The organism is Pleomorphomonas sp. JP5 (genome assembly GCF_023721815.1).
In the GTDB taxonomy this organism is placed as follows: domain Bacteria; phylum Pseudomonadota; class Alphaproteobacteria; order Rhizobiales; family Pleomorphomonadaceae; genus Pleomorphomonas.
Genome location: NZ_JAMDLI010000002.1, coordinates 1 through 18,581 on the forward strand (window position 1 = coordinate 1; position 18,581 = coordinate 18,581).

Sequence of the window (18,581 nt, forward strand, 5' to 3'; positions counted from 1 at the left end):
TCTAGACCGCCAGTTTAACACCAGCACCAGGCAACAGAAACTCGCCGGCACCACGTCGCCGCAGCGCCGCCGTCGATGAACGTGCTTATAGGGGGCACGGTTCAGGCTGTCAACACGGTTTTGTGGCACGCGTTTTTCGGATGCGAAAGTCGACTTTCGGCTGATTTCCGGGACATTTTTGCCTGCGATCGACCAAAGCCGGATAACTTGCCGACAATTTCATCTAACTTTTGTGTGCCTTATTTTTAGCCAGCCGGCAAAGCTTGCCGGAATCCCGCCATTGTCCGCCTCGACGCCCAACTCCCGCCCCATTTTTCACCGACGAGAACCGTCGGCAGGCGCTTTTTCTCCGGAGAAGCGGCGCCAACGGCGGAGCCGACATTGACAAGCCGCGACACCGGGCGGCAAAGTCACCGCCAAATTCAAGGAAGGCGCCAGGGTTCGCCGGCATGCCCGCGATAATGACCCAAGCGCTCCACCATCAACGGGCGGAAGCAAGACACCATCCATGAATGCAGCGCGTCCCCTGCACCGGAACGATAGCGTCGAGCTCGGCGACCTGCCGCCGCTTCTGACGTCCGGCGCCCGGGGACTGCCTGACCGGCGCGGCGTATCGATCCGCTGGCTGACAGGCACGGTGCTTGCGACCTTTGCCTCGACCTTCCTTATGGGCGGCGCTCTTTACGCAGCTTTCGACGGCCGCGAGACCATCGCCGAGCCCTCGGGAACCGTCACGCGATCCGCCGTGGTGGTGCCGACGCCGGACAACGAGCTGATCGCCAAAGGCGACTTCCCGATCGTCGAAGCCAATCTCGAGCCGGCCCGCCAGATTCTCAAGGTGTCGACCATCGCCAAGGACGGCGAGCACGAGATCATCCGCCTGAAGCCGTTCGCCAAGGTTTCGACCACTCTGGTCTCGGACATGGCCGAGATCACCGATCCCATTCCACCCTACAATCCGCTCCGCATCTTCGCCGACGCCAACGCCGGCGGGTCGGAAGGGAGCGAGGCGATGCTCTATGGCGCCGCCGTCGAGAGCGACATGATGCTGAAGGTCACCGATTTCCCGGTGAACGACCCGACGCTCGAAGCCTCCATTCCACTTGATATCGCCCAGACCGAACGGATCGTGCGCGAGGCGGCTAGCTTCCTCAACGGCACCAACGTCAAGACCGCCTCGCTGTCGCCGGTCGACCAGTCGCGCTTCGACTTCGGTTTTGCCGAACCCTCGTCGCTCGACCAGTTCGGGGTGCGCATCATCCCCGAGAACGTCTCCTTCGTACCGACGACAACGGCCGAGCCGGCTTCCTCGGGTTCGGGCAACGCCTTCGAGGACAGGCGCGTCGCCGTCGAGGCCGACGAACCGCTCGAACAATTGCTGACCGACAACGAGGCGACCGACGACGAAGCCGGCGACATCGTGCTCGCCTTCCACAAGGCCGATCGCCTGCGTCTTCTGAAAATCGGCGACGAGGTTCACATTCGCCTGGCGCCCGACCCCGACGACGAGACGGCGCGCTATCGGCCGATCCTTGTTTCCGTCTATCGCGACGGCGGCCATCTCGGTTCGGTCGGCCTCGGTGACGACGGCACCTATATCGCCGTCGACGAGCCGCCAGTCACCGAGCAGGCCGCCGCCGGAGACGAGAGCGACGAGAACAGCCCGCGGCCACGCCTTTACGAGAGCCTTTACGAGACGTCGCTCAAGAACGGCGTACCACCGGCCCTGATCGACGAGCTGGTGCGCGTCTTCTCCTTCGACCTCGACTTCAACACCCGCATCCAGCCGGGCGACAGCTTCCAGATGGTCTACACGCTCGGCGACGACGGCGAAGAGACGGACAACGGCGAGATCGTCTTCACCTCGATCACGCTCGGGGGCAAGGAGCGCCGCTTCTATCGCTATCGCGCGCCCGACGACGGCACGATCGACTACTATGACGACAGCGGCAAGAGCGCCAAGAAGTTCCTGATGCGCAAGCCGATGTCGGGCGGCACCTTCCGGTCGGGCTTCGGCGCCCGCAACCATCCGCTGCTCGGCGTCACCCGCATGCATACCGGCGTCGACTGGGCCGCGCCGCGCGGCACGCCGATCATGGCAGCCGGCGACGGCATCGTCACCTACGCCCGCTGGAAGAACGGTTACGGCAACTACATCGAAATCCAACACACCAACGGCTACGCCAGCGCCTATGCCCACCAGACCGGCTTTGCAAAGGGCATCAAGGAGGGCGTGCGCGTCCGGCAGGGCCAGGTGATCGGGTATGTCGGCACCACCGGTCTCTCGACCGGCCCGCACCTTCACTACGAGGTGCATGTCAACGGCACACCGGTCGACCCGCTCCGCATCAAGCTGCCCCAGGGCCGCACGCTGGACGGCGAAGTGCTCGCCGCCTTCCAGGCGGAGCGCGACCGCGTCGACACGCTGCTCGCCGGCGAAAGCCAGACGGCCCGCACCGCCACCATGGCCAATGGTGGATAGTTGGACGCTCTCCGGCGTTCATGCGGACAAATACATACAGCCCTCTTGAACGTCGGCAACCACCGCCCCATTTCAGGCCCAACCCGTTAGGTCCGGGCCCCTCTGGCAGAAGCCGCCGGCGCATCTGCGATGTCGGACCATTGTCGACGCATCCCGCCGGCAGAGTTCGCGACCTTGGATCTTGCTCTCCTCACCACCCCCTGGCTCGGCACGCCGCTCTCTCTCTGGCTGGCCTTCCTCAGCCTCGTCGCCCTGTTGCTCGCCTTCGACCTCGGCGTCCTCCACCGCAAGTCGGAGGAGATCTCCATCCGACAGAGCCTCATCCTGTCGGGCGGCTACATCGCCATCGGGCTCATGTTCGGCGCCTTCGTCTGGTGGCACATCGGCGCCGAGTCCGGTCTCGCCTATCTCACCGGCTTCGTCATCGAGAAGACGCTGGCGCTCGACAACATCTTCGTCATCGCGCTGATCTTCTCCTTCTTCGGCATTCCCCGCCGCTACCAGCACCGGGCGCTATTCTGGGGCATCCTCGGCGTCATCGTGCTGCGCGGCATCATGATCGGCGCCGGCGCCACCCTGGTCGCCGAGTTCCACTGGATCCTCTATCTCTTCGCCGCCTTCCTGGTGCTCACCGGCATCAAGATGCTGGTGACCGAGGACAAGGAGCCCGATCTCGACAAGAACCCGCTGGTCGGCTTCCTGCGCCGCCACCTCAACGTCACCAAGGAGCTCGACGGCGATCGCTTCTTCGTCCGCAAGCCGCTTGCCGACGGTGGCCGCATGGCCTTGCATGCGACGCCGCTGTTCCTGGCCCTGGTGCTGATCGAGGCCGCCGACATCGTCTTCGCCGTCGACTCCGTGCCGGCGATCTTCGCCATCACCACCGACGCCTTCGTCATCTACACCTCGAACATCTTCGCCATCCTCGGCCTGCGCGCACTCTATTTCGCGCTCGCCGCGATGATCCACCGCTTCCGCTACCTGAAGCCGGCGCTGGCCCTGGTGCTGGTGTTCATCGGCGGCAAGGTATTCGCGGCCGAGTTGATGGGCCTCGACAAGTTCCCGGCCGCCATCTCGCTCGGCGTCACCTTCGCGCTGATCGCCGGCGGCGTTCTGGTCAGCCTCATCAAGACGCGGCAGGAAGAGCGAAACCTGCCCGTGTCGGAAAACCACTGACAGACGTCATCAAATCCGAGTGAGCCGGCTGGCCAATGCCAGCCAGAGGCGTATAGAAGGCCGACCCTAGAGCCTTCGCCGACCAAATTGAAACATTTGGTCGCCTAGCGAAGGCTCCAGATTCATTTGCTGGAGCAGCCGCTTTTCGATCAGCTTGATTCAACCTGATCGGCGGGGGCTCTAGAGCGCTGTTCGATCTGACTGAGTGAGATCAGCGCTCTAACATATTGTTTAGTAAGCTTCATCTTCTCGGTTTTCGTTTCACTCCGGTCGAATGATGCTCTAGCGGGACGGCTTTATGATCATCGGACCCTTTATCAACGGCGCCGCCATTCTCCTCGGCGCCCTTGGCGGCACGCTCGTCGCCCATCGCATGCCGGAACGGCTTCGGGCCGGCATGCCCCTTGCCTTTGGCGTATCTTCCATGGCCATGGGCGTGGTGCTGATCGCCCACGTCACGAATATGCCGGTCATGGTGATCGCCACCGTGCTTGGCGCACTCATCGGAGAGCTCATCCGCATCGAGGATGGCCTCTCGCTGATCGGCGGCCTTGCCAAGCGGCTGGTGGAGAAGGTGGCGACAACGCCGCGCGGCATTTCCCACGAAGCCTTCATCGAAAGCTTCGTCGCCATTCTCGTGCTGTTCTGCGCCTCCGGCGCCGGCATCTTCGGTGCGCTCAACGAAGGCATGACGCACGACCCGAGCGTGCTGATCGCCAAGGCCTTCCTCGATCTGCCCACTGCCGCCATCTTCGCGACGACGCTCGGCCTGTCGGTCGCCACGATCGCCGTGCCGCAGATGGCCGTTCAGCTTGCGCTCGCTTTCGGCGCCACCTTGCTGATGCCGTTGACGACGCCTGAGATGGTCGCCGACTTCTCGGCCACCGGCGGCGTGATGATGCTGGCGACCGGCCTCCGCATCTGCGGCATCAAGATGTTCCCGATCGGCAACATGCTGCCGGGGCTCATCATCGCCATGCCGGTGTCGGCCCTGTGGTCGATGGCGTTCTGAACGAAAAACCGGCCGGGTTGCCCCGGCCGGCCTGAAATTGCCTCGCTGGCGTTCGCTTACGCCGCGACGTCCCGGATCTCCGAGAACAGCAGCCGGTCGCTGCCGCCGGTCACCGCCACGGTATCGCCGTCGCGGACATGGCCGGCCAGGATGCGCTCGGCCAGCGGATCCTGAAGCTGGCGCTGGATGACCCGCTTCAAGGGCCGCGCGCCGTAGACCGGGTCGTAGCCCTTGTCGGCGAGCCAGGTCCGCGCGCTGTCGTCGAGCGTCAACGTCACCTTGCGATCCTCCAGGAGCGCTTCGAGGCGCTTGAGCTGAATGTCGACGATGGCGCCCATTTCCGACCGCTTCAGGCGATGGAACAGGACGATCTCGTCAAGCCGGTTGAGGAACTCCGGCCGGAAGGCCGAACGAACCACGCCCATCACCTGCTCGCGCACCGCATCGACGTCCTCGCCTTCCTTCTGGCCCGCGAGATACTCCGAGCCAAGGTTCGACGTCAGGATGATCAGCGTGTTCTTGAAGTCCACCGTGCGGCCCTGGCCGTCGGTGAGGCGCCCGTCGTCGAGCACCTGCAGGAGCACGTTGAAGACATCCGGATGCGCCTTCTCGATCTCGTCGAACAGCACGACCTGATAGGGCCGGCGTCGCACCGCTTCTGTCAGCGCGCCACCCTCGTCGTATCCGACATAGCCCGGAGGCGCGCCGATCAACCTGGAGACCGAGTGCTTCTCCATGTACTCGGACATGTCGATGCGCACCATGGCGTGCTCGTCGTCGAACAGATAGGCGGCGAGCGCCTTGGTCAGCTCGGTCTTGCCGACGCCGGTCGGGCCGAGGAACATGAACGAGCCGATCGGCCGGTTCGGATCCTGAAGGCCGGCACGGGCGCGGCGAACGGCCGTCGAGACGGCATGCACCGCTTCGGACTGGCCGACGACGCGCTTGGCGAGTTCGTCTTCCATCCGGAGCAACTTCTCGCGCTCGCCTTCCAGCATCTTGTCGACGGGAACACCGGTCCAGCGGGAGACGACCTGCGCCACATGGTCCGGCGTCACCGCCTCTTCCAGCATGCCATCGCCCTGCCCGGCCGCCGCCTCGGTCGCCTTCAACTCGGACTCGATGCCCGGAATGACGCCGTAGGCCAGCTCGCCGGCCCGCTGATACTCGCCCTTGCGCTGGGCAATGGCGAGATCGTTGCGCGCCTCGTCGAGCCGGCGCTTCAGCTCCGCCGCATGGCCGAGCTTGTCCTTCTCGGCCTTCCAGCGAGCCGTCAGCGCCGTCGATTCCTGCTCGAGTTCGGCTAGCTCGCGTTCCAGCCGCTCCAGCCGGTCGCGCGAGGCGGCGTCGGTTTCCTTTTTCAACGCCTCCTGCTCGATTCGGAGCTGGATCACCCGCCGGTCGATCTCATCAAGCTCTTCGGGCTTGGAATCCACCTGCATCCTGAGCCGCGAGCCAGCCTCGTCGACGAGGTCGATGGCCTTGTCGGGCAGGAAGCGGTCGGTGATGTAGCGGTTGGAAAGTGTCGCCGCCGCCACCAGCGCCGCATCGGTGATGCGCACCTTGTGGTGCTGCTCGTATTTCTCCTTGATGCCACGCAGGATGGAGATGGTGTCGGGCACCGTCGGCTCGTCGACGAACACCGGCTGGAAACGCCGGGCCAGCGCCGCGTCCTTCTCCACATACTTGCGATACTCGTCGAGCGTGGTCGCACCGACGCAATGCAGTTCGCCGCGCGACAAGGCCGGCTTCAGAAGGTTGGAGGCGTCCATCGCCCCGTCGGCCTTGCCGGCGCCGACCAGCGTGTGCATCTCGTCGATGAACAGGATGACGCCGCCCTCGGCCGCCGTCACTTCCGACAGCACCGCCTTGAGGCGCTCCTCGAACTCGCCACGATATTTCGCGCCGGCGATCAGCGCGCCCATGTCGAGGGCGAGCAGTTCCTTGTCCTTCAGGCTTTCCGGCACGTCGCCGTTGACGATGCGCAACGCCAGCCCCTCGGCGATGGCCGTCTTGCCGACACCTGGCTCGCCGATCAGCACCGGATTGTTCTTGGTGCGGCGGCTGAGCACCTGGATCGTGCGGCGGATCTCCTCGTCGCGGCCGATCACCGGGTCGAGCTTGCCGTCGCGCGCCGCCTTGGTCAGGTCGCGGGCATATTTCTTCAGCGCGTCATAGCCGCTCTCGGCCGAGGCGCTGTCGGCGGTGCGACCCTTGCGGATCTCGTTGACCGCCGCGTTGAGCGCATTGGCGGTGACGCCGGCATCCTTGAGGATCTTGGCAGTCCCCGCTTCCGTCTCGATGGCGAGCGCGATGAGCAGCCGCTCGACGGTGACGAAGCTGTCGCCCGCCTTGTCGGCCAGCGCCTCGGCGGTGGAGAACACCTTGGCCGTCGGCGCCGTGAGATAGAGTTGGCCATTGCCGCCCGAGACGCGCGGCATTGCCTCGAGCGCGCGATCGACGGCCGAAAGCGCGCGACCGGCGTCGCCACCGGCAGCGTTGATCAGGCCGGCCGCCATGCCCTCGGGATCGTCGAGCAGAACCTTCAGGAGATGCTCGGGCACAAACTGCTGATGACCACGACCAAGCGCCATGGTCTGCGCCGACTGCACGAAGCCGCGCGCCCGCTCGGTATACTTTTCGAAATTCATCTGGACATCCTTTCCTGGAGCCCGCTTCCTCCGTCCGAAGCCCGGCGGAAGCGTCTGGATATCTTGAGCTTAGGTCATGACCCTTGCCCCTCGCCGACCAATATGGGGACCGAGGTGAGCGCCGAAAAGGGGGAAGCAAAAAACACAAAGCCCGCCGCGACGGAAACCGCCGGGCGGGCTTGAAATGGTGCAAAGCCTCGTCAGGCGCTGGCGAGCGCCGGATGAAGGAGATCGTCGATGCCGAGCGCGCCGCGCAGCATGGAGCGATCCTTGGCGATGTCGGCCACCGTGTAGCGGTCGAGCACGGCGAAGAAGGCACCCAGCGCCTCACGCAGCACACGGTTATATTCGCAGGAAAGGATCAGCGGGCAGTCCTTGCGCCCCTCCTCCGAGAAGCACTCCGCCATCTGGAAGCTTTCCTCGGTGGCGGCGATGACGTCACCAAGCTTGATCTCGTCCGCCGGACGACCAAGCTTCAAGCCGCCATGACGGCCGCGAATGGTCTCGATGAACTTGTGATCCACAAGCACCTTCAGAATCTTGAACAGGTGCGTCTCCGACATGTCGAAGGTGGCGGCGATGTCAGCGACGCGGCTCGGGCGGTCGGGATTCACCGCGCAATAGAGCAGCACCCTGATCGAATAATTGGTGGCTTGGGTAAGACGCATGACACCATCTGATTAAAGAGTTGACACTAAAAGTCAAGATTAATCGTTCAGATCCAGCATGCGCCTTTGGGGCTGCCGACATAATTCGTGCTATTGCTGATCAGCTTTTTCAAACGGCCTTTCAGAGACCAATTGCGACGAATTGTTTATGCTTGACCCTGCCCGTCCGGAAAAACGGCGCTCTCCCGGACGGATCTTTCGAGAAACTGTCAGGCGAACTGGCCATGACAGTGCTTGAACTTCTTGCCGGAGCCGCAGGGGCACGGTTCGTTGCGGCCGACATGCCCCCAGCTTGAAGGATCGTTGGCATCGCGGGCGACCGGCGTGGCGGCGAAGACCGGCGCCGTCCCAACCGGCTCCTCGTCGAGGCCCGTCGCAGGGTCGGCATGATGGGCCGAGAGCTCCCGGTCGTCGAAAGCCGGCGTCTCGGGCGGCGCCTGTCGCACCTCGACGCGGCTGAGATTGGCCGTCACCTGCCGGCGCAGATCGTTGAGCAGCGTCTCGAACAGCGAGAAGGCCTCGGTCTTGTATTCGTTGAGCGGATCGCGCTGGGCGTAGCCGCGGAAGCCGACCACCGAACGCAGATGGTCGAGATGGGCCAGATGCTCGCGCCAGAGATTGTCCAGCGTCTGCAGCAGGATGGCTTTCTCGACGCGGCGCATCAGCTCGGCGCCGATACGCTCCTCGCGGGCGGCGAAATCGGCGTCGGCCGCGGCGATCAGGCGCTCCTCGATCTCCTGGTCGGCGATACCCTCTTCCTTGGCCCAATCGGCGACGGGAACCTCGATGTTCAGGGTCTCGATCACCGCCTCATGCAGACCGGCGACATCCCACTGCTCGGCGTAGACATTCTCGGGGATATGCCGCGACACCATGGCGGAGATCACCTCGCGCCGCATGTCGGCGACGGTGTCGGCGACGCTTTCCTCCGTCATCAGCTCGATGCGCTGCTCGAAGATCACCTTGCGCTGATCGTTCATGACGTTGTCGAACTTGAGGAGGTTCTTGCGGATGTCGAAGTTGCGCGCCTCGACCTTCTGCTGCGCCTTCTCGAGCGCCTTGTTGATCCACGGATGGATGATGGCCTCGCCATCCTTCAGGCCCAGCTTCTGCAGCATGCCGTCCATACGGTCGGAGCCGAAGATGCGCATCAGGTCGTCCTGAAGCGACAGATAGAAGCGCGACTGACCGGGGTCGCCCTGGCGGCCGGAGCGGCCACGCAGCTGATTGTCGATGCGACGGCTCTCGTGGCGCTCGGTGCCAAGCACGAACAGGCCGCCTGCAGCCAGCGCCTTCTCCTTGAGACGTTCGACGTCCTCGCGGATCTTCGCCTCGCGGGCCTCGCGCTCCGGTCCCGGCGGCACGTCGGCGAGCTTGCGGGCGATCAGCATGTCGGCATTGCCGCCGAGCTGGATATCGGTACCGCGACCGGCCATGTTGGTGGCGATCGTCACGGCGCCCGGCAGGCCGGCCTGCGAGATGATGTAGGCTTCCTGCTCGTGATAGCGGGCGTTGAGCACCTGGAACACCGGCTTGTCGCCGTCCATCAGCACGTCCGGGTCGCTCTGCTGGAAACCGCGCTTCTTGAGAAGATCGGCCAACTGCTCGGACTTCTCGATCGAGGTGGTGCCGACCAGGATGGGCTGGCCCTTCTCCTTGCAGGCGCGGATGGTCTCGACGATGGCCGCGTATTTCTCCTCGACGGTCCGGTAGACCTCGTCGTGGTCGTCGATACGGGCGATCGGACGATGCGTCGGGATCTCGACGACCTCGAGATCGTAGATGTCGGCGAACTCGTCCGCTTCCGTGGAGGCCGTGCCGGTCATGCCGGCCAGCTTGTCGTACATGCGGAAATAGTTCTGGAAGGTGATCGAGGCGAGCGTCTGGTTCTCGGGCTGGATGCGAACGTGCTCCTTGGCCTCCAGCGCCTGGTGCAGGCCGTCCGAATAACGGCGGCCCGGCATCATGCGGCCGGTGAACTCGTCGATGATGACCACCTCGTTGTCCTTGACGATGTAGTCGCGATCGCGCTGGAACAGCTTGTGCGCCCGGAGCGCCTGATTGAGATGGTGGACGACGGAGACATTCTCGACGTCGTAGAGCGAACCGCCCTTGAGAAGGCCGGCCTCACGCAGCCGCTCTTCCATCCGTTCGGTACCAACCTCCGAGAAGATCGCCGTGCGCTGCTTCTCGTCGACCTCGAAATCCTCGTCGGCGATGCCGGGAATGAAGGTGTCGATGGTGTTGTAGAACTCGGAGCGATCTTCGAGCGGACCGGAAATGATCAGCGGCGTGCGCGCTTCGTCGATCAGGATCGAGTCCACCTCGTCGACGATGGCGTAGTGGTGGCCGCGCTGCACCATCTGCCCCTTCTCGTACTTCATGTTATCGCGCAGATAATCGAAGCCGAGCTCGTTGTTGGTGGCGTAGGTGATGTCGCAGGCGTAGGCCTCGCGACGTTCGTCGTCGGATAGGCCGTGGACGATGATGCCGACCGTGAGCCCGAGGAAGCGGTAGACGCGCCCCATCCATTCGGCGTCGCGGCTAGCCAGATAGTCGTTGACGGTGACGACGTGGACGCCCTTGCCCGGCAGCGCATTGAGATAGACGGCGAGTGTCGCCACCAGCGTCTTTCCTTCGCCGGTCTTCATCTCGGCGATGTCGCCGTCGTTGAGCACCATGCCGCCGATCAGCTGAACGTCGAAATGACGTTGTCCGAGCGCGCGCTTGGCCGCTTCCCGCACCACAGCAAAGGCAGGAAGCAGGAGCTTGTCGAGCTCGACGCCAGCGGCGAGCTTCTCGCGGAACTCGACGGTCTTGCCGGCGAGCGCCTCGTCGGACAGCGCCTCCATCTCCTTTTCGAGTGCGCCGATCGCCTGCACGGCGGGGCGGTAGGAGCGAATACGACGATCGTTCGCCGAACCGAAAATCTTGCGTGCTAATCCGCCGAGGCCGACCATGGCAGCCCATCCCTTCGATCAGAATTCCATGTACAGGCGCTGGAAGGAGGAATGGCGGCGCCCGAAGTTTGGTTCCGGGCCGCCGTTCGCCCGACCTGCCGAGCCACGCTCCATCTATGGCGGGGTCGGAGATATGTCAACGCTGGGGCCCATGCCGATGGCAGGAATCGGCGCTTCTCGCGGCGGCCGGGACCGGCAACTGCGCGGATTGCATCCTCTCCTCCAGGTCCTTCTTTTTCGCCCCTGACGCCACGGATAATTTGCCGCCGCGCGCCGGGCGCGCTATAGGGCTGCCACACGGTACCGGCCCGATCTCCGGACGCGGACCGAAGACAGGATCGTCCCCGATGAACTTTGCTCCCGCCGCCGGCGCTCGCGGTCGCCTCGGTCTTTTTGCCGCCCTCATCGCCTTGCCGCTTTCCGTGCTGCCGGCTTTGGCCGAAGACGTGGTGGCCCGCGTCAACGGCAAGGACATAACCGCCTCGGAACTCCAGATGGCCACCGACGTGTTCGGCGATCAGCTTGCCCAGATTCCCGAGGCGCAGCGCCGCACGATGCTGATCAATGCCCTCGTCGACATGCATGTCATGGCCGACGCTGCCCTGGCGGCCGGCACCGCGGACAGCCCGAAATACAAGGCCCGAATGGCCTTCCTCGAGGCGCAGGCCCTGCGCAACACCTATGTCGAAGACGAACTGCAGGCCAAGATTACCGACGACGAAATCAAGGCCCGCTACGAGAAGGACACCGCCGGCTACGTCGGCCCCGAGGAGGTGCACGCCCGTCACATCCTCGTGAAGACCGAGGAAGAGGCCAACGCCATCCTGAAGCAGCTGGCCGACGGCGGCGACTTCGAGGCCATCGCCAAGGAAAAGTCGGAAGACCCCGGCTCGAAGCCGACCGGTGGCGACCTCGGCTTCTTTACCAAGGGGCAGATGGTGCCCGAGTTCGAAGCCGAAGCCTTCGCGCTGAAGCCCGGCGAGACCTCGACCAAGCCCGTCAAGACCCAGTTCGGCTATCACATCCTCAAGGTCGAAGAGCGCCGCACCCAACCGGTTCCGACCCTCGATCAGGTGCGCGAGCAGGTCGTCCAGGTCGTCCAGCGCGACAAGTATCAGGAAACGCTCGCCAAGATGCGCGAGGCGGCCAAGATCGAGATCCTGACGCCGACCGACGCTCCGGCGAACGCTCCGGCCGATCCGGCAGCCCCTGCCCCCGCCAACTGATTGGTGCTCTCCCCGGCCGGCCGTCGGCCGGGGATCGCCCTAGCCTCTCGCCAAGAGCCCAAGATGTCCGGAAACCTGTCCCCGCTCGCCCCCAAATCCTACCCTGAACTGCCGGCCCTCGAGGGCGTGCGCTTTGCGACCGCCGCGGCCGGCATCAAGTACAAGGGACGAACCGATGTGCTCCTGGTCGCCCTTGACGAGGGGAGCGAGGTAGCTGGTGTCTTCACGACGTCGAAGTGCCCCTCGGCACCGGTGGACTGGTGCCGCGCCAATCTTCCCGCCGGCAAGGCGCGTGCCGTGATGGTCAACTCTGGCAATGCCAACGCCTTTACCGGCAAGAAGGGCCGCGAAACGGTGGAAGCCTCCGCCGCCTATGTCTCGGCCGCTCTTGGCGTAGCGGCAAGCGAGGTCTTCCTAGCCTCTACCGGCGTCATCGGCGAACCGCTCCAACCCGAGAAATTCCAGGCCGTGCTCGGCGACCTCTCCACCCGCCTCGCCCCGGCGCCGTGGATCGATGCCGCCCGTGCCATCATGACCACCGACACCTTTCCCAAGGTGGTGACCGCCACCGTCGACCTTGGCGGCGTGCCCGTGACGATCAATGGCATGGCCAAGGGCGCAGGCATGATCGCGCCCGACATGGCGACCATGCTGTCCTTTATCTTTACCGACGCCCCGCTGGCGGCGCCGGTGCTGCAGGATCTCATCTCCAAGGGCGCCCGGAAGTCGTTCAATTCGATCACCGTCGACAGCGATACCTCGACCTCCGACACACTGTTGCTGTTCGCCACCGGCAAGGCGGCCGGGCGCGGCGCGCCGCGCATCACCGATCCGGCCGATCCGCGCCTCGAAGCCTTCCGCACCGCGCTTGAAGGCCTGCTGCTCGACCTCGCCAAAATGGTGGTGCGCGACGGCGAAGGCGCTCGCAAGTTCATCGAGGTCAACGTCACCGGCGCCGTCGACGATGCTTCCGCCAAGCGCATCGCCTTCGCCATCGCCAACTCGCCGTTGGTCAAGACGGCCGTTGCCGGCGAGGACGCCAACTGGGGCCGTGTCGTCATGGCCGTCGGCAAGGCCGGCGAACCGGCCGACCGCGACCGCCTCGCCATCTACTTCGGCGGCATTCGCGTCGCCGTCGAAGGCGAACGCGACCCCGACTACTCCGAGGACGCCGCCTCGGCGGTCATGCGAAAGGACGAGATCGTCATCCGCGCCGACATCGGTCTCGGCGATGGCCAGGCCACCGTCTGGACCTGCGACCTCACCAAGGAATACGTCGCCATCAACGGCGATTATCGCAGTTGATCGATGTTTCCTCGCCGGGAGAACCGCCAATGAAGATGGTGCTGGTCGTCGCCTGCGCGCTGATCGACGCCGACGGGCGGATCCTGCTGGCCCAGCGGCCCGAAGGAAAGGCGCTTGCGGGTCTGTGGGAGTTTCCCGGGGGAAAGCTGGAGGTTGGCGAGCGGCCCGAGGATGCGCTGATCCGCGAGCTCAGGGAAGAGCTCGGCATAGACGTCAAGCACCCGTGCCTCGCCCCGCTCACCTTTGCCAGCCATGCCTATGACGATTTTCACCTGTTGATGCCGCTCTACGTCTGTCGGCGTTGGGAGGGCGAAGTGGCGGGTCGCGAAGGACAGGCGCTGGCCTGGGTCCGACCCCAGAAGCTGCGCGACTACCCAATGCCGCCAGCCGATGAGCCGCTGATTCCCCACCTCCAGGACCTTCTGTCGCCACCTTCCGGCGGCCTTTCCTAACCGGCATATACGAAATCATCACGATTTCACGGCAAGGATAGGGGCTGCGCATGGCTGGCCGCTCGGCTGGCAGGTCACGGCATTTCCGAAAAAGGAAGAGGCGGCAGCATGGCGACGAAGGGCCCTGGACAAGGACTGCGCCGGCTCGATGCCTTACTGCGCGACACCGAGGGCGCGACCGCCATCGAATATGGCATCCTCCTGATGATGATCGGCCTGGCACTGATCGGCATCCTGACGATGACCGACGTGTCCGGCAGCTTTAGCAACACCTTCGAGTACCTATCCGACAAAATGTCGGAGACAAAATAGTAAGTAATTGATTATAAATAAATTTTCAAGGTCATCGTTTGAGCGAGCGTGATGTCGGCAGGGGCTCAGGCGTCAAATCCGTTCTCCGAGCCGCTTCAGGTCTCGGGCGGTGCTTTCAGCGCGTCGGCGAGCCGCATCTTGGCGCTGCCGGGTCGGAGCGGCTTCTGCTGGCTCTCATGCGGCGACCACCCCGACAGCGACACGAGCGAAAGACTGGCCCGAACGCGCCCATCTGGATCGCCGAACATCTCCTGATAGGCCGACGCCGCCTCGGCTAGCAGTGCCGGCCCAGTCAGGCCACGGCGACGGTCGACCAGAACGCTGGTCGCTCCCATTGCCTTGAGGTCGTCCATCAGCGCCAGCGCACTCGAGTAGCGCAGCATCAGCCGATCCTGGTCGGCAACCGGCAGCGCAAAACCGGCCCGCTGCAACAGACCACCGAGGTCGCGCACCTCCGCCATCGGCGCGACGCGGGGACTGACGCCGCCGGAGCGACGGCTTTCCGACGCCAGGAAGGCCTGCCTGAGCTCGGTCAGCGTCTCGCCACCGGCCAGCACGCCGAGAAACAGGCCATCCGGCCGAAGCACACGCCGCGCCTCGATCAGGGCGCCCGGCAAATCGTTGGCAAATTGCAGGGCCAACGACGACACCACGAGATCGAAGGCGCCGGTCGCAAACGGCAGCGCCTCGTCATCGATCACCACCGCGCCGCCACCATCGACGCCCGGAACCAGCAGATCCGCGCGCACCACTTCATCGACCCGACCGGCAGCGATCCGGGCCGCGAGCGTACCGGTCGGATCACCGACCACCAGCGCCCGCGAGAAACGACGGTCGACGGCGGCGAGACGATCGGCGAGATCGTCGGCGGCCAGCGTCAGAAGAAAGTCGGCGCCGGGGCGCCGCTCGGCGAGCGCCCGCGCCCGGCGGCGGGCGAACAGCGAGCGGTCGAAGATCACTGGGGTCATCGGCGAGCCTCCGGCAACGGATTCGACAGCGTGATAGGCGGGCGGCATCGGCGCGTCAAATCGCGGATCGCATCTGCCCTCTGGCACAGGCTTGCCGCGCGTGCTTTAGTCTCACCGCAACCGGCGAGCGCACCATGGCCGCAGAGTCCGACGTCTGGCTCCCTCTTTCCGCCGACATCCCACGCCGGCGCCCGATGCGTTTCACTGCCGTCGCCGCCGCCGGACGCCTGCTTCGCGCCGCCTGCGGCGGGGTTGCCGATCTCGTGCTGCCGCCCGCCTGCCCCGTATGTCGCACCCGCCTCGGTAGCGCCGGCGGACTTTGCACTGACTGCTGGCAGGGCGTGCGCTTCCTTGAACGCCCCTGGTGCGAGCGGCTCGGCACGCCACTGCCCATCGACCTTGGCCCCGGCATACTCTCGGCGCCTGCCGTCGCGGATCCTCCGGCCTACGCCCGCGCGCGCTCGGCGGCATCCTACGAGGGCCCGATTCCGGACCTCGTCCACGCCCTGAAATACGCCGACCGCACCGATCTCGCACCGATGCTCGGCGCATGGATGGCTCGGGCCGCCCATGAACTCGTCGCCGACGCCGACATGCTGGTGCCGGTGCCGCTGCACTGGGGGCGGCTGGCCAGCCGCCGCTTCAACCAGGCGACGCTTCTCGCGCATCAGGTCGGCCACCTTACCGGCCTGCCGGTCGCGACCCGCCTCCTCCAGCGCACGCGGCGCACGCCCCGGCAGGTCGGGCTCGGTCGAGACGAGCGAGCGCGCAACATGCGCGGTGCCTTCGTAGTGCCCGCCGAGAAGAAAGCCATGCTCGCCGGGCGCCGACCCATCCTCGTCGACGACGTGCTGACCACCGGCGCAACACTGGAAGCCGCCACTCGCGCATTGCTCTCCGCAGGGGCCGTGGCGGTCGACGTGCTTACACTGGCGCGGGTTGTGGCGCCGAGCTGAAGCGGGCTATAGATTCGGAACGAATATGCTTATCGAGGAGACCCGCATGGTTCCGGTCACCATCTACACCCGCGAGGGCTGCGGCTACTGCGTCAGGGCCAAGGCGCTCCTGACCAGGAAGGGAGCCACCTTCACCGAGATCGATGCCGGTAGCGACCGCACCCTCAAGGCTGAGATGATGCAGCGCTCCGGCCGCTCGACGTTCCCGCAGATCTTTCTGGGCAACACGCACGTCGGCGGCTGCGACGACCTCTACGCGCTCGACGCCGAAGGGCGGCTCGACGCCCTCCTTGCCGGATAGCGCGAGGGGGAGCACCCTACCTTGTGAAGGTCATGCGTTTTCCTCTCGCGAAGCGATATCCGCTTCGCTCGAAAACGCTCTAGGAGGCAAGATGACGCGTCCGCTCTGTGTCGCCGCCGTGCAGCTTCGGTCCGGCCGCGACCCCTCAAGGAACCTGCCCGAGGTCGAGGCGCTCATTCGAGATGCCGCCGCCGCCGGCGCCACCTATGTCCAGACGCCGGAGATGACCAACATCATCGAGCGGGACCGCGCCGACATGTTGGGGCAATTGGCCGTCGAGGCGAAGGATCCTTTCGTTGCCCGTGGCGCCGAGCTTGCCCGCGAACTCGGCATCACCCTGCATTTCGGCTCGCTGGCGATCCGCCGTGACGACGGACGAATCGCCAACCGCGCCTACGTTTTCGCCCCCACCGGCGATCTCCGCGCCCGCTACGACAAGATCCACATGTTCGACGTCGACCTCCCCATGGGCGAAACCTGGCGCGAAAGCGCCGCCTATACGCCGGGCGAAAGCGCCATCGTCGTGGAAGCGGCGGGAACGAAGATCGGCCTCGCCATCTGCTACGATCTGCGCTTTCCCCAACTGTTCCGCGCCTACGGCCATGCCGAGGTCGAGATCATGGGGGCGCCTGCCGCCTTCACCCGCCAGACCGGCGAGGCGCATTGGCACGTGCTACAGCGCGCCCGCGCCATTGAGAACGGCTGCTTCATGGTGTCGGCCGCTCAAGGCGGCGTGCATGAGGACGGGCGCGAGACCTATGGCCATTCGCTGATCGTCGGCCCCTGGGGCAAGGTGATCGCCGAGGCCGACCACGCCGACCCCGGCGTCGTCGTCGCTGACATCGACCTCGACGAAGTGGAGCTGACCCGCGCCCGCATCCCCTCGCTGGCAAACGAGCGCCGCTTTTCGCTGGCGGAGTGATCCCCGCTCACGGATCGATCCGGATCGGCGTGCCGTTTGGCACCCGAGCCCAGATTTCTCGCATTTCGGCATTGGTGACCGCGATGCAGCCGTCTGTCCAGTCGACGAGATGGTGGATGGGGCCAAGCCAACCCCAACCATTGGGTAGCCCGTGGATCATGATATCTCCGCCCGGAGGGACGCCGCGCCGCTGCGCCTCGGCAAGGTCGCGGGCATCAGGGTAGGAGATATGCAGGCTGAGATAGGCCGATGACCGCGCATTCCGCCAGTCGATCAGATATTGGCCCTCCGGGGTTCGCTCATCCCCTTCCTGACGCTTAGGCCCCGCCTCGGCCGCGGCCCCGAAGACAACCTTGAACGTGGCGAGGGGCACGCCGCCCCTGGCAAGCGTCAAGGTTCGCTGCGACTTGCTGACTTCGATCAGGTCGGCCTGCTGTTCCACCGGAACCATGGAAGGCGGCGAGCCGGAACCGAAGCGCGCCATGCCGATATGGTAGGCGCCCCCTCCAAGGCCCAACAGCAGTAGTCCAATCAAAAACCGCTTCATCCTGCTTCCCGGATTCGATATCACGCCGACTGAACTGCGAGGTCTGCCCGCAATTCGCGGTGCTGGACACTCCGAACGAGGATATCGTGCAATAGCGTGGCGTTTGTTTGCCCGTCCCTTTGCCGCGCTACAGCAAAATAGAAGCGCCGGACTTGCGATAGCAAAGCCGGCGCGCCATGTTGAAAGTCATGATCCGCTATTCGCTCGTCTGTTCCAATGCCCATGAGTTCGAGGGATGGTTCCGTTCCTCGGAGGATTTCGACGTCCAGTCGTCGGCCGGTTTCTGCGCCTGCCCCGAATGTGGCTCGACGTCGGTCAGCAAGGCACTGATGCGGCCGAACGTCACGACATCGGAAAGCAAGGCCGTCGCTCCGACCGCCTCGCAGGACAAGCAACTCGTCGCCGTCCCGCCCGAGGCGCGTGAGCTCATAGAGAAGCTGAAGGAAATCAAGGCCGCGCTGCTCGACGGTTCCGAGAATGTCGGCAAACGCTTCGCCGAGGAAGCGCGCCGCATTCACTTCGGCGAAGCGCCGGTTCGTGCCGTTCACGGCGAAGCTACCGCAGAAGACGCCCGCGCCCTCGTCGAGGACGGCATCGATATCCTGCCGCTACCCGTTCTGCCCGGCGAGCGCAACTAGACTGA

At 65.0% G+C, this 18,581-nt stretch carries 16 protein-coding genes; 11 read left to right on the forward strand and 5 right to left on the reverse strand.

Annotated elements, in window-relative coordinates; all coding sequences use genetic code 11:
• The first annotated feature begins 508 nt into the window (after nt 1-508).
• The 3 genes from M4J40_RS01900 to M4J40_RS01910 all read left to right on the forward strand — a co-directional run bounded on the left by M4J40_RS01900 (nt 509) and on the right by M4J40_RS01910 (nt 4,670).
• A complete protein-coding gene (locus tag M4J40_RS01900) occupies nt 509-2,482 on the forward strand; it encodes a M23 family metallopeptidase (RefSeq protein ID WP_251751662.1) in 1,974 nt (657 codons plus the stop codon).
• A 174-nt stretch (nt 2,483-2,656) separates the two neighbouring features.
• Nucleotides 2,657-3,658: a TerC family protein gene (locus tag M4J40_RS01905; RefSeq protein ID WP_251751663.1), complete on the forward strand. Its 1,002-nt coding sequence runs from the start codon at nt 2,657-2,659 to the stop codon at nt 3,656-3,658.
• Nucleotides 3,659-3,956: 298 nt separating this feature from the next.
• Complete coding sequence (locus M4J40_RS01910; protein WP_251751666.1) at nt 3,957-4,670, forward strand: DUF554 domain-containing protein; 714 nt, start codon at nt 3,957-3,959, stop codon at nt 4,668-4,670.
• Between the two features lie 56 nt (nt 4,671-4,726).
• Here M4J40_RS01910 and clpB read toward each other — a convergent pair whose 3' ends face one another.
• The 3 genes from clpB to secA form a co-directional block, all read right to left on the reverse strand.
• Nucleotides 4,727-7,321: an ATP-dependent chaperone ClpB gene (gene clpB / locus M4J40_RS01915; RefSeq protein ID WP_251751668.1), complete on the reverse strand. Its 2,595-nt coding sequence runs from the start codon at nt 7,319-7,321 to the stop codon at nt 4,727-4,729.
• A gap of 200 nt (nt 7,322-7,521) precedes the next feature.
• On the reverse strand, nt 7,522-7,989 hold the full coding sequence (locus tag M4J40_RS01920) for an Rrf2 family transcriptional regulator (protein WP_101291071.1): 468 nt from the start codon (nt 7,987-7,989) through the stop codon (nt 7,522-7,524).
• Between the two features lie 209 nt (nt 7,990-8,198).
• A complete protein-coding gene (secA, locus tag M4J40_RS01925) occupies nt 8,199-10,949 on the reverse strand; it encodes a preprotein translocase subunit SecA (RefSeq protein ID WP_251751670.1) in 2,751 nt (916 codons plus the stop codon).
• A 347-nt stretch (nt 10,950-11,296) separates the two neighbouring features.
• On the opposite strand from secA, the gene M4J40_RS01930 reads away from it, so the two are divergent.
• The 4 genes from M4J40_RS01930 (at nt 11,297) to M4J40_RS01945 (ending at nt 14,244) form a co-directional block, all read left to right on the forward strand.
• Nucleotides 11,297-12,175 carry a peptidylprolyl isomerase gene (locus M4J40_RS01930; RefSeq protein ID WP_251751672.1) on the forward strand — a complete coding sequence of 293 codons (879 nt, stop codon included), beginning with the start codon at nt 11,297-11,299 and terminating at the stop codon, nt 12,173-12,175.
• Nucleotides 12,176-12,238: 63 nt separating this feature from the next.
• A complete protein-coding gene (gene argJ / locus M4J40_RS01935; RefSeq protein WP_251751674.1) occupies nt 12,239-13,480 on the forward strand; it encodes a bifunctional glutamate N-acetyltransferase/amino-acid acetyltransferase ArgJ in 1,242 nt (413 codons plus the stop codon).
• A 29-nt stretch (nt 13,481-13,509) separates the two neighbouring features.
• Nucleotides 13,510-13,932 carry an 8-oxo-dGTP diphosphatase MutT gene (gene mutT / locus M4J40_RS01940; protein WP_251751675.1) on the forward strand — a complete coding sequence of 141 codons (423 nt, stop codon included), beginning with the start codon at nt 13,510-13,512 and terminating at the stop codon, nt 13,930-13,932.
• A gap of 108 nt (nt 13,933-14,040) precedes the next feature.
• Complete coding sequence (locus M4J40_RS01945; RefSeq protein WP_251751677.1) at nt 14,041-14,244, forward strand: Flp family type IVb pilin; 204 nt, start codon at nt 14,041-14,043, stop codon at nt 14,242-14,244.
• Nucleotides 14,245-14,339: 95 nt separating this feature from the next.
• Here M4J40_RS01945 and M4J40_RS01950 read toward each other — a convergent pair whose 3' ends face one another.
• Nucleotides 14,340-15,212 carry a methyltransferase domain-containing protein gene (locus M4J40_RS01950; protein WP_251751678.1) on the reverse strand — a complete coding sequence of 291 codons (873 nt, stop codon included), beginning with the start codon at nt 15,210-15,212 and terminating at the stop codon, nt 14,340-14,342.
• Nucleotides 15,213-15,346: 134 nt separating this feature from the next.
• On the opposite strand from M4J40_RS01950, the gene M4J40_RS01955 reads away from it, so the two are divergent.
• From M4J40_RS01955 to M4J40_RS01965, 3 genes are all read left to right on the forward strand, one after another.
• Nucleotides 15,347-16,168: a ComF family protein gene (locus tag M4J40_RS01955; RefSeq protein ID WP_251751680.1), complete on the forward strand. Its 822-nt coding sequence runs from the start codon at nt 15,347-15,349 to the stop codon at nt 16,166-16,168.
• Between the two features lie 46 nt (nt 16,169-16,214).
• A complete protein-coding gene (grxC, locus tag M4J40_RS01960; RefSeq protein ID WP_251751682.1) occupies nt 16,215-16,469 on the forward strand; it encodes a glutaredoxin 3 in 255 nt (84 codons plus the stop codon).
• Between the two features lie 91 nt (nt 16,470-16,560).
• Nucleotides 16,561-17,391 carry a carbon-nitrogen hydrolase family protein gene (locus M4J40_RS01965; protein WP_251751684.1) on the forward strand — a complete coding sequence of 277 codons (831 nt, stop codon included), beginning with the start codon at nt 16,561-16,563 and terminating at the stop codon, nt 17,389-17,391.
• A 7-nt stretch (nt 17,392-17,398) separates the two neighbouring features.
• On the opposite strand, the gene M4J40_RS01970 is transcribed toward M4J40_RS01965, so the two are convergent.
• Nucleotides 17,399-17,938, reverse strand: a complete 540-nt coding sequence (locus M4J40_RS01970; protein ID WP_251751686.1) for a murein L,D-transpeptidase family protein — start codon at nt 17,936-17,938, stop codon at nt 17,399-17,401.
• Nucleotides 17,939-18,126: 188 nt separating this feature from the next.
• On the opposite strand from M4J40_RS01970, the gene M4J40_RS01975 reads away from it, so the two are divergent.
• Nucleotides 18,127-18,576: a DUF1178 family protein gene (locus M4J40_RS01975; RefSeq protein ID WP_251752157.1), complete on the forward strand. Its 450-nt coding sequence runs from the start codon at nt 18,127-18,129 to the stop codon at nt 18,574-18,576.
• Nucleotides 18,577-18,581: the final 5 nt, after the last annotated feature.

Excerpts from the sequence above, each read along its gene's own strand:
- M4J40_RS01900 (WP_251751662.1), top strand. The coding sequence starts at position 509 with ATGAATGCAGCGCGTCCCCTGCACCGGAACGATAGCGTCGAGCTCGGC.
- M4J40_RS01910 (WP_251751666.1), top strand. The coding sequence starts at position 3,957 with ATGATCATCGGACCCTTTATCAACGGCGCCGCCATTCTCCTCGGCGCC.
- clpB (WP_251751668.1), bottom strand. The coding sequence starts at position 7,321 with ATGAATTTCGAAAAGTATACCGAGCGGGCGCGCGGCTTCGTGCAGTCG.
- M4J40_RS01920 (WP_101291071.1), bottom strand. The coding sequence starts at position 7,989 with ATGCGTCTTACCCAAGCCACCAATTATTCGATCAGGGTGCTGCTCTAT.
- secA (WP_251751670.1), bottom strand. The coding sequence starts at position 10,949 with ATGGTCGGCCTCGGCGGATTAGCACGCAAGATTTTCGGTTCGGCGAAC.
- M4J40_RS01930 (WP_251751672.1), top strand. The coding sequence starts at position 11,297 with ATGAACTTTGCTCCCGCCGCCGGCGCTCGCGGTCGCCTCGGTCTTTTT.
- argJ (WP_251751674.1), top strand. The coding sequence starts at position 12,239 with ATGTCCGGAAACCTGTCCCCGCTCGCCCCCAAATCCTACCCTGAACTG.
- mutT (WP_251751675.1), top strand. The coding sequence starts at position 13,510 with ATGAAGATGGTGCTGGTCGTCGCCTGCGCGCTGATCGACGCCGACGGG.
- M4J40_RS01945 (WP_251751677.1), top strand. The coding sequence starts at position 14,041 with ATGGCGACGAAGGGCCCTGGACAAGGACTGCGCCGGCTCGATGCCTTA.
- M4J40_RS01950 (WP_251751678.1), bottom strand. The coding sequence starts at position 15,212 with ATGACCCCAGTGATCTTCGACCGCTCGCTGTTCGCCCGCCGCCGGGCG.
- M4J40_RS01955 (WP_251751680.1), top strand. The coding sequence starts at position 15,347 with ATGGCCGCAGAGTCCGACGTCTGGCTCCCTCTTTCCGCCGACATCCCA.
- grxC (WP_251751682.1), top strand. The coding sequence starts at position 16,215 with ATGGTTCCGGTCACCATCTACACCCGCGAGGGCTGCGGCTACTGCGTC.
- M4J40_RS01965 (WP_251751684.1), top strand. The coding sequence starts at position 16,561 with ATGACGCGTCCGCTCTGTGTCGCCGCCGTGCAGCTTCGGTCCGGCCGC.
- M4J40_RS01970 (WP_251751686.1), bottom strand. The coding sequence starts at position 17,938 with ATGAAGCGGTTTTTGATTGGACTACTGCTGTTGGGCCTTGGAGGGGGC.
- M4J40_RS01975 (WP_251752157.1), top strand. The coding sequence starts at position 18,127 with ATGATCCGCTATTCGCTCGTCTGTTCCAATGCCCATGAGTTCGAGGGA.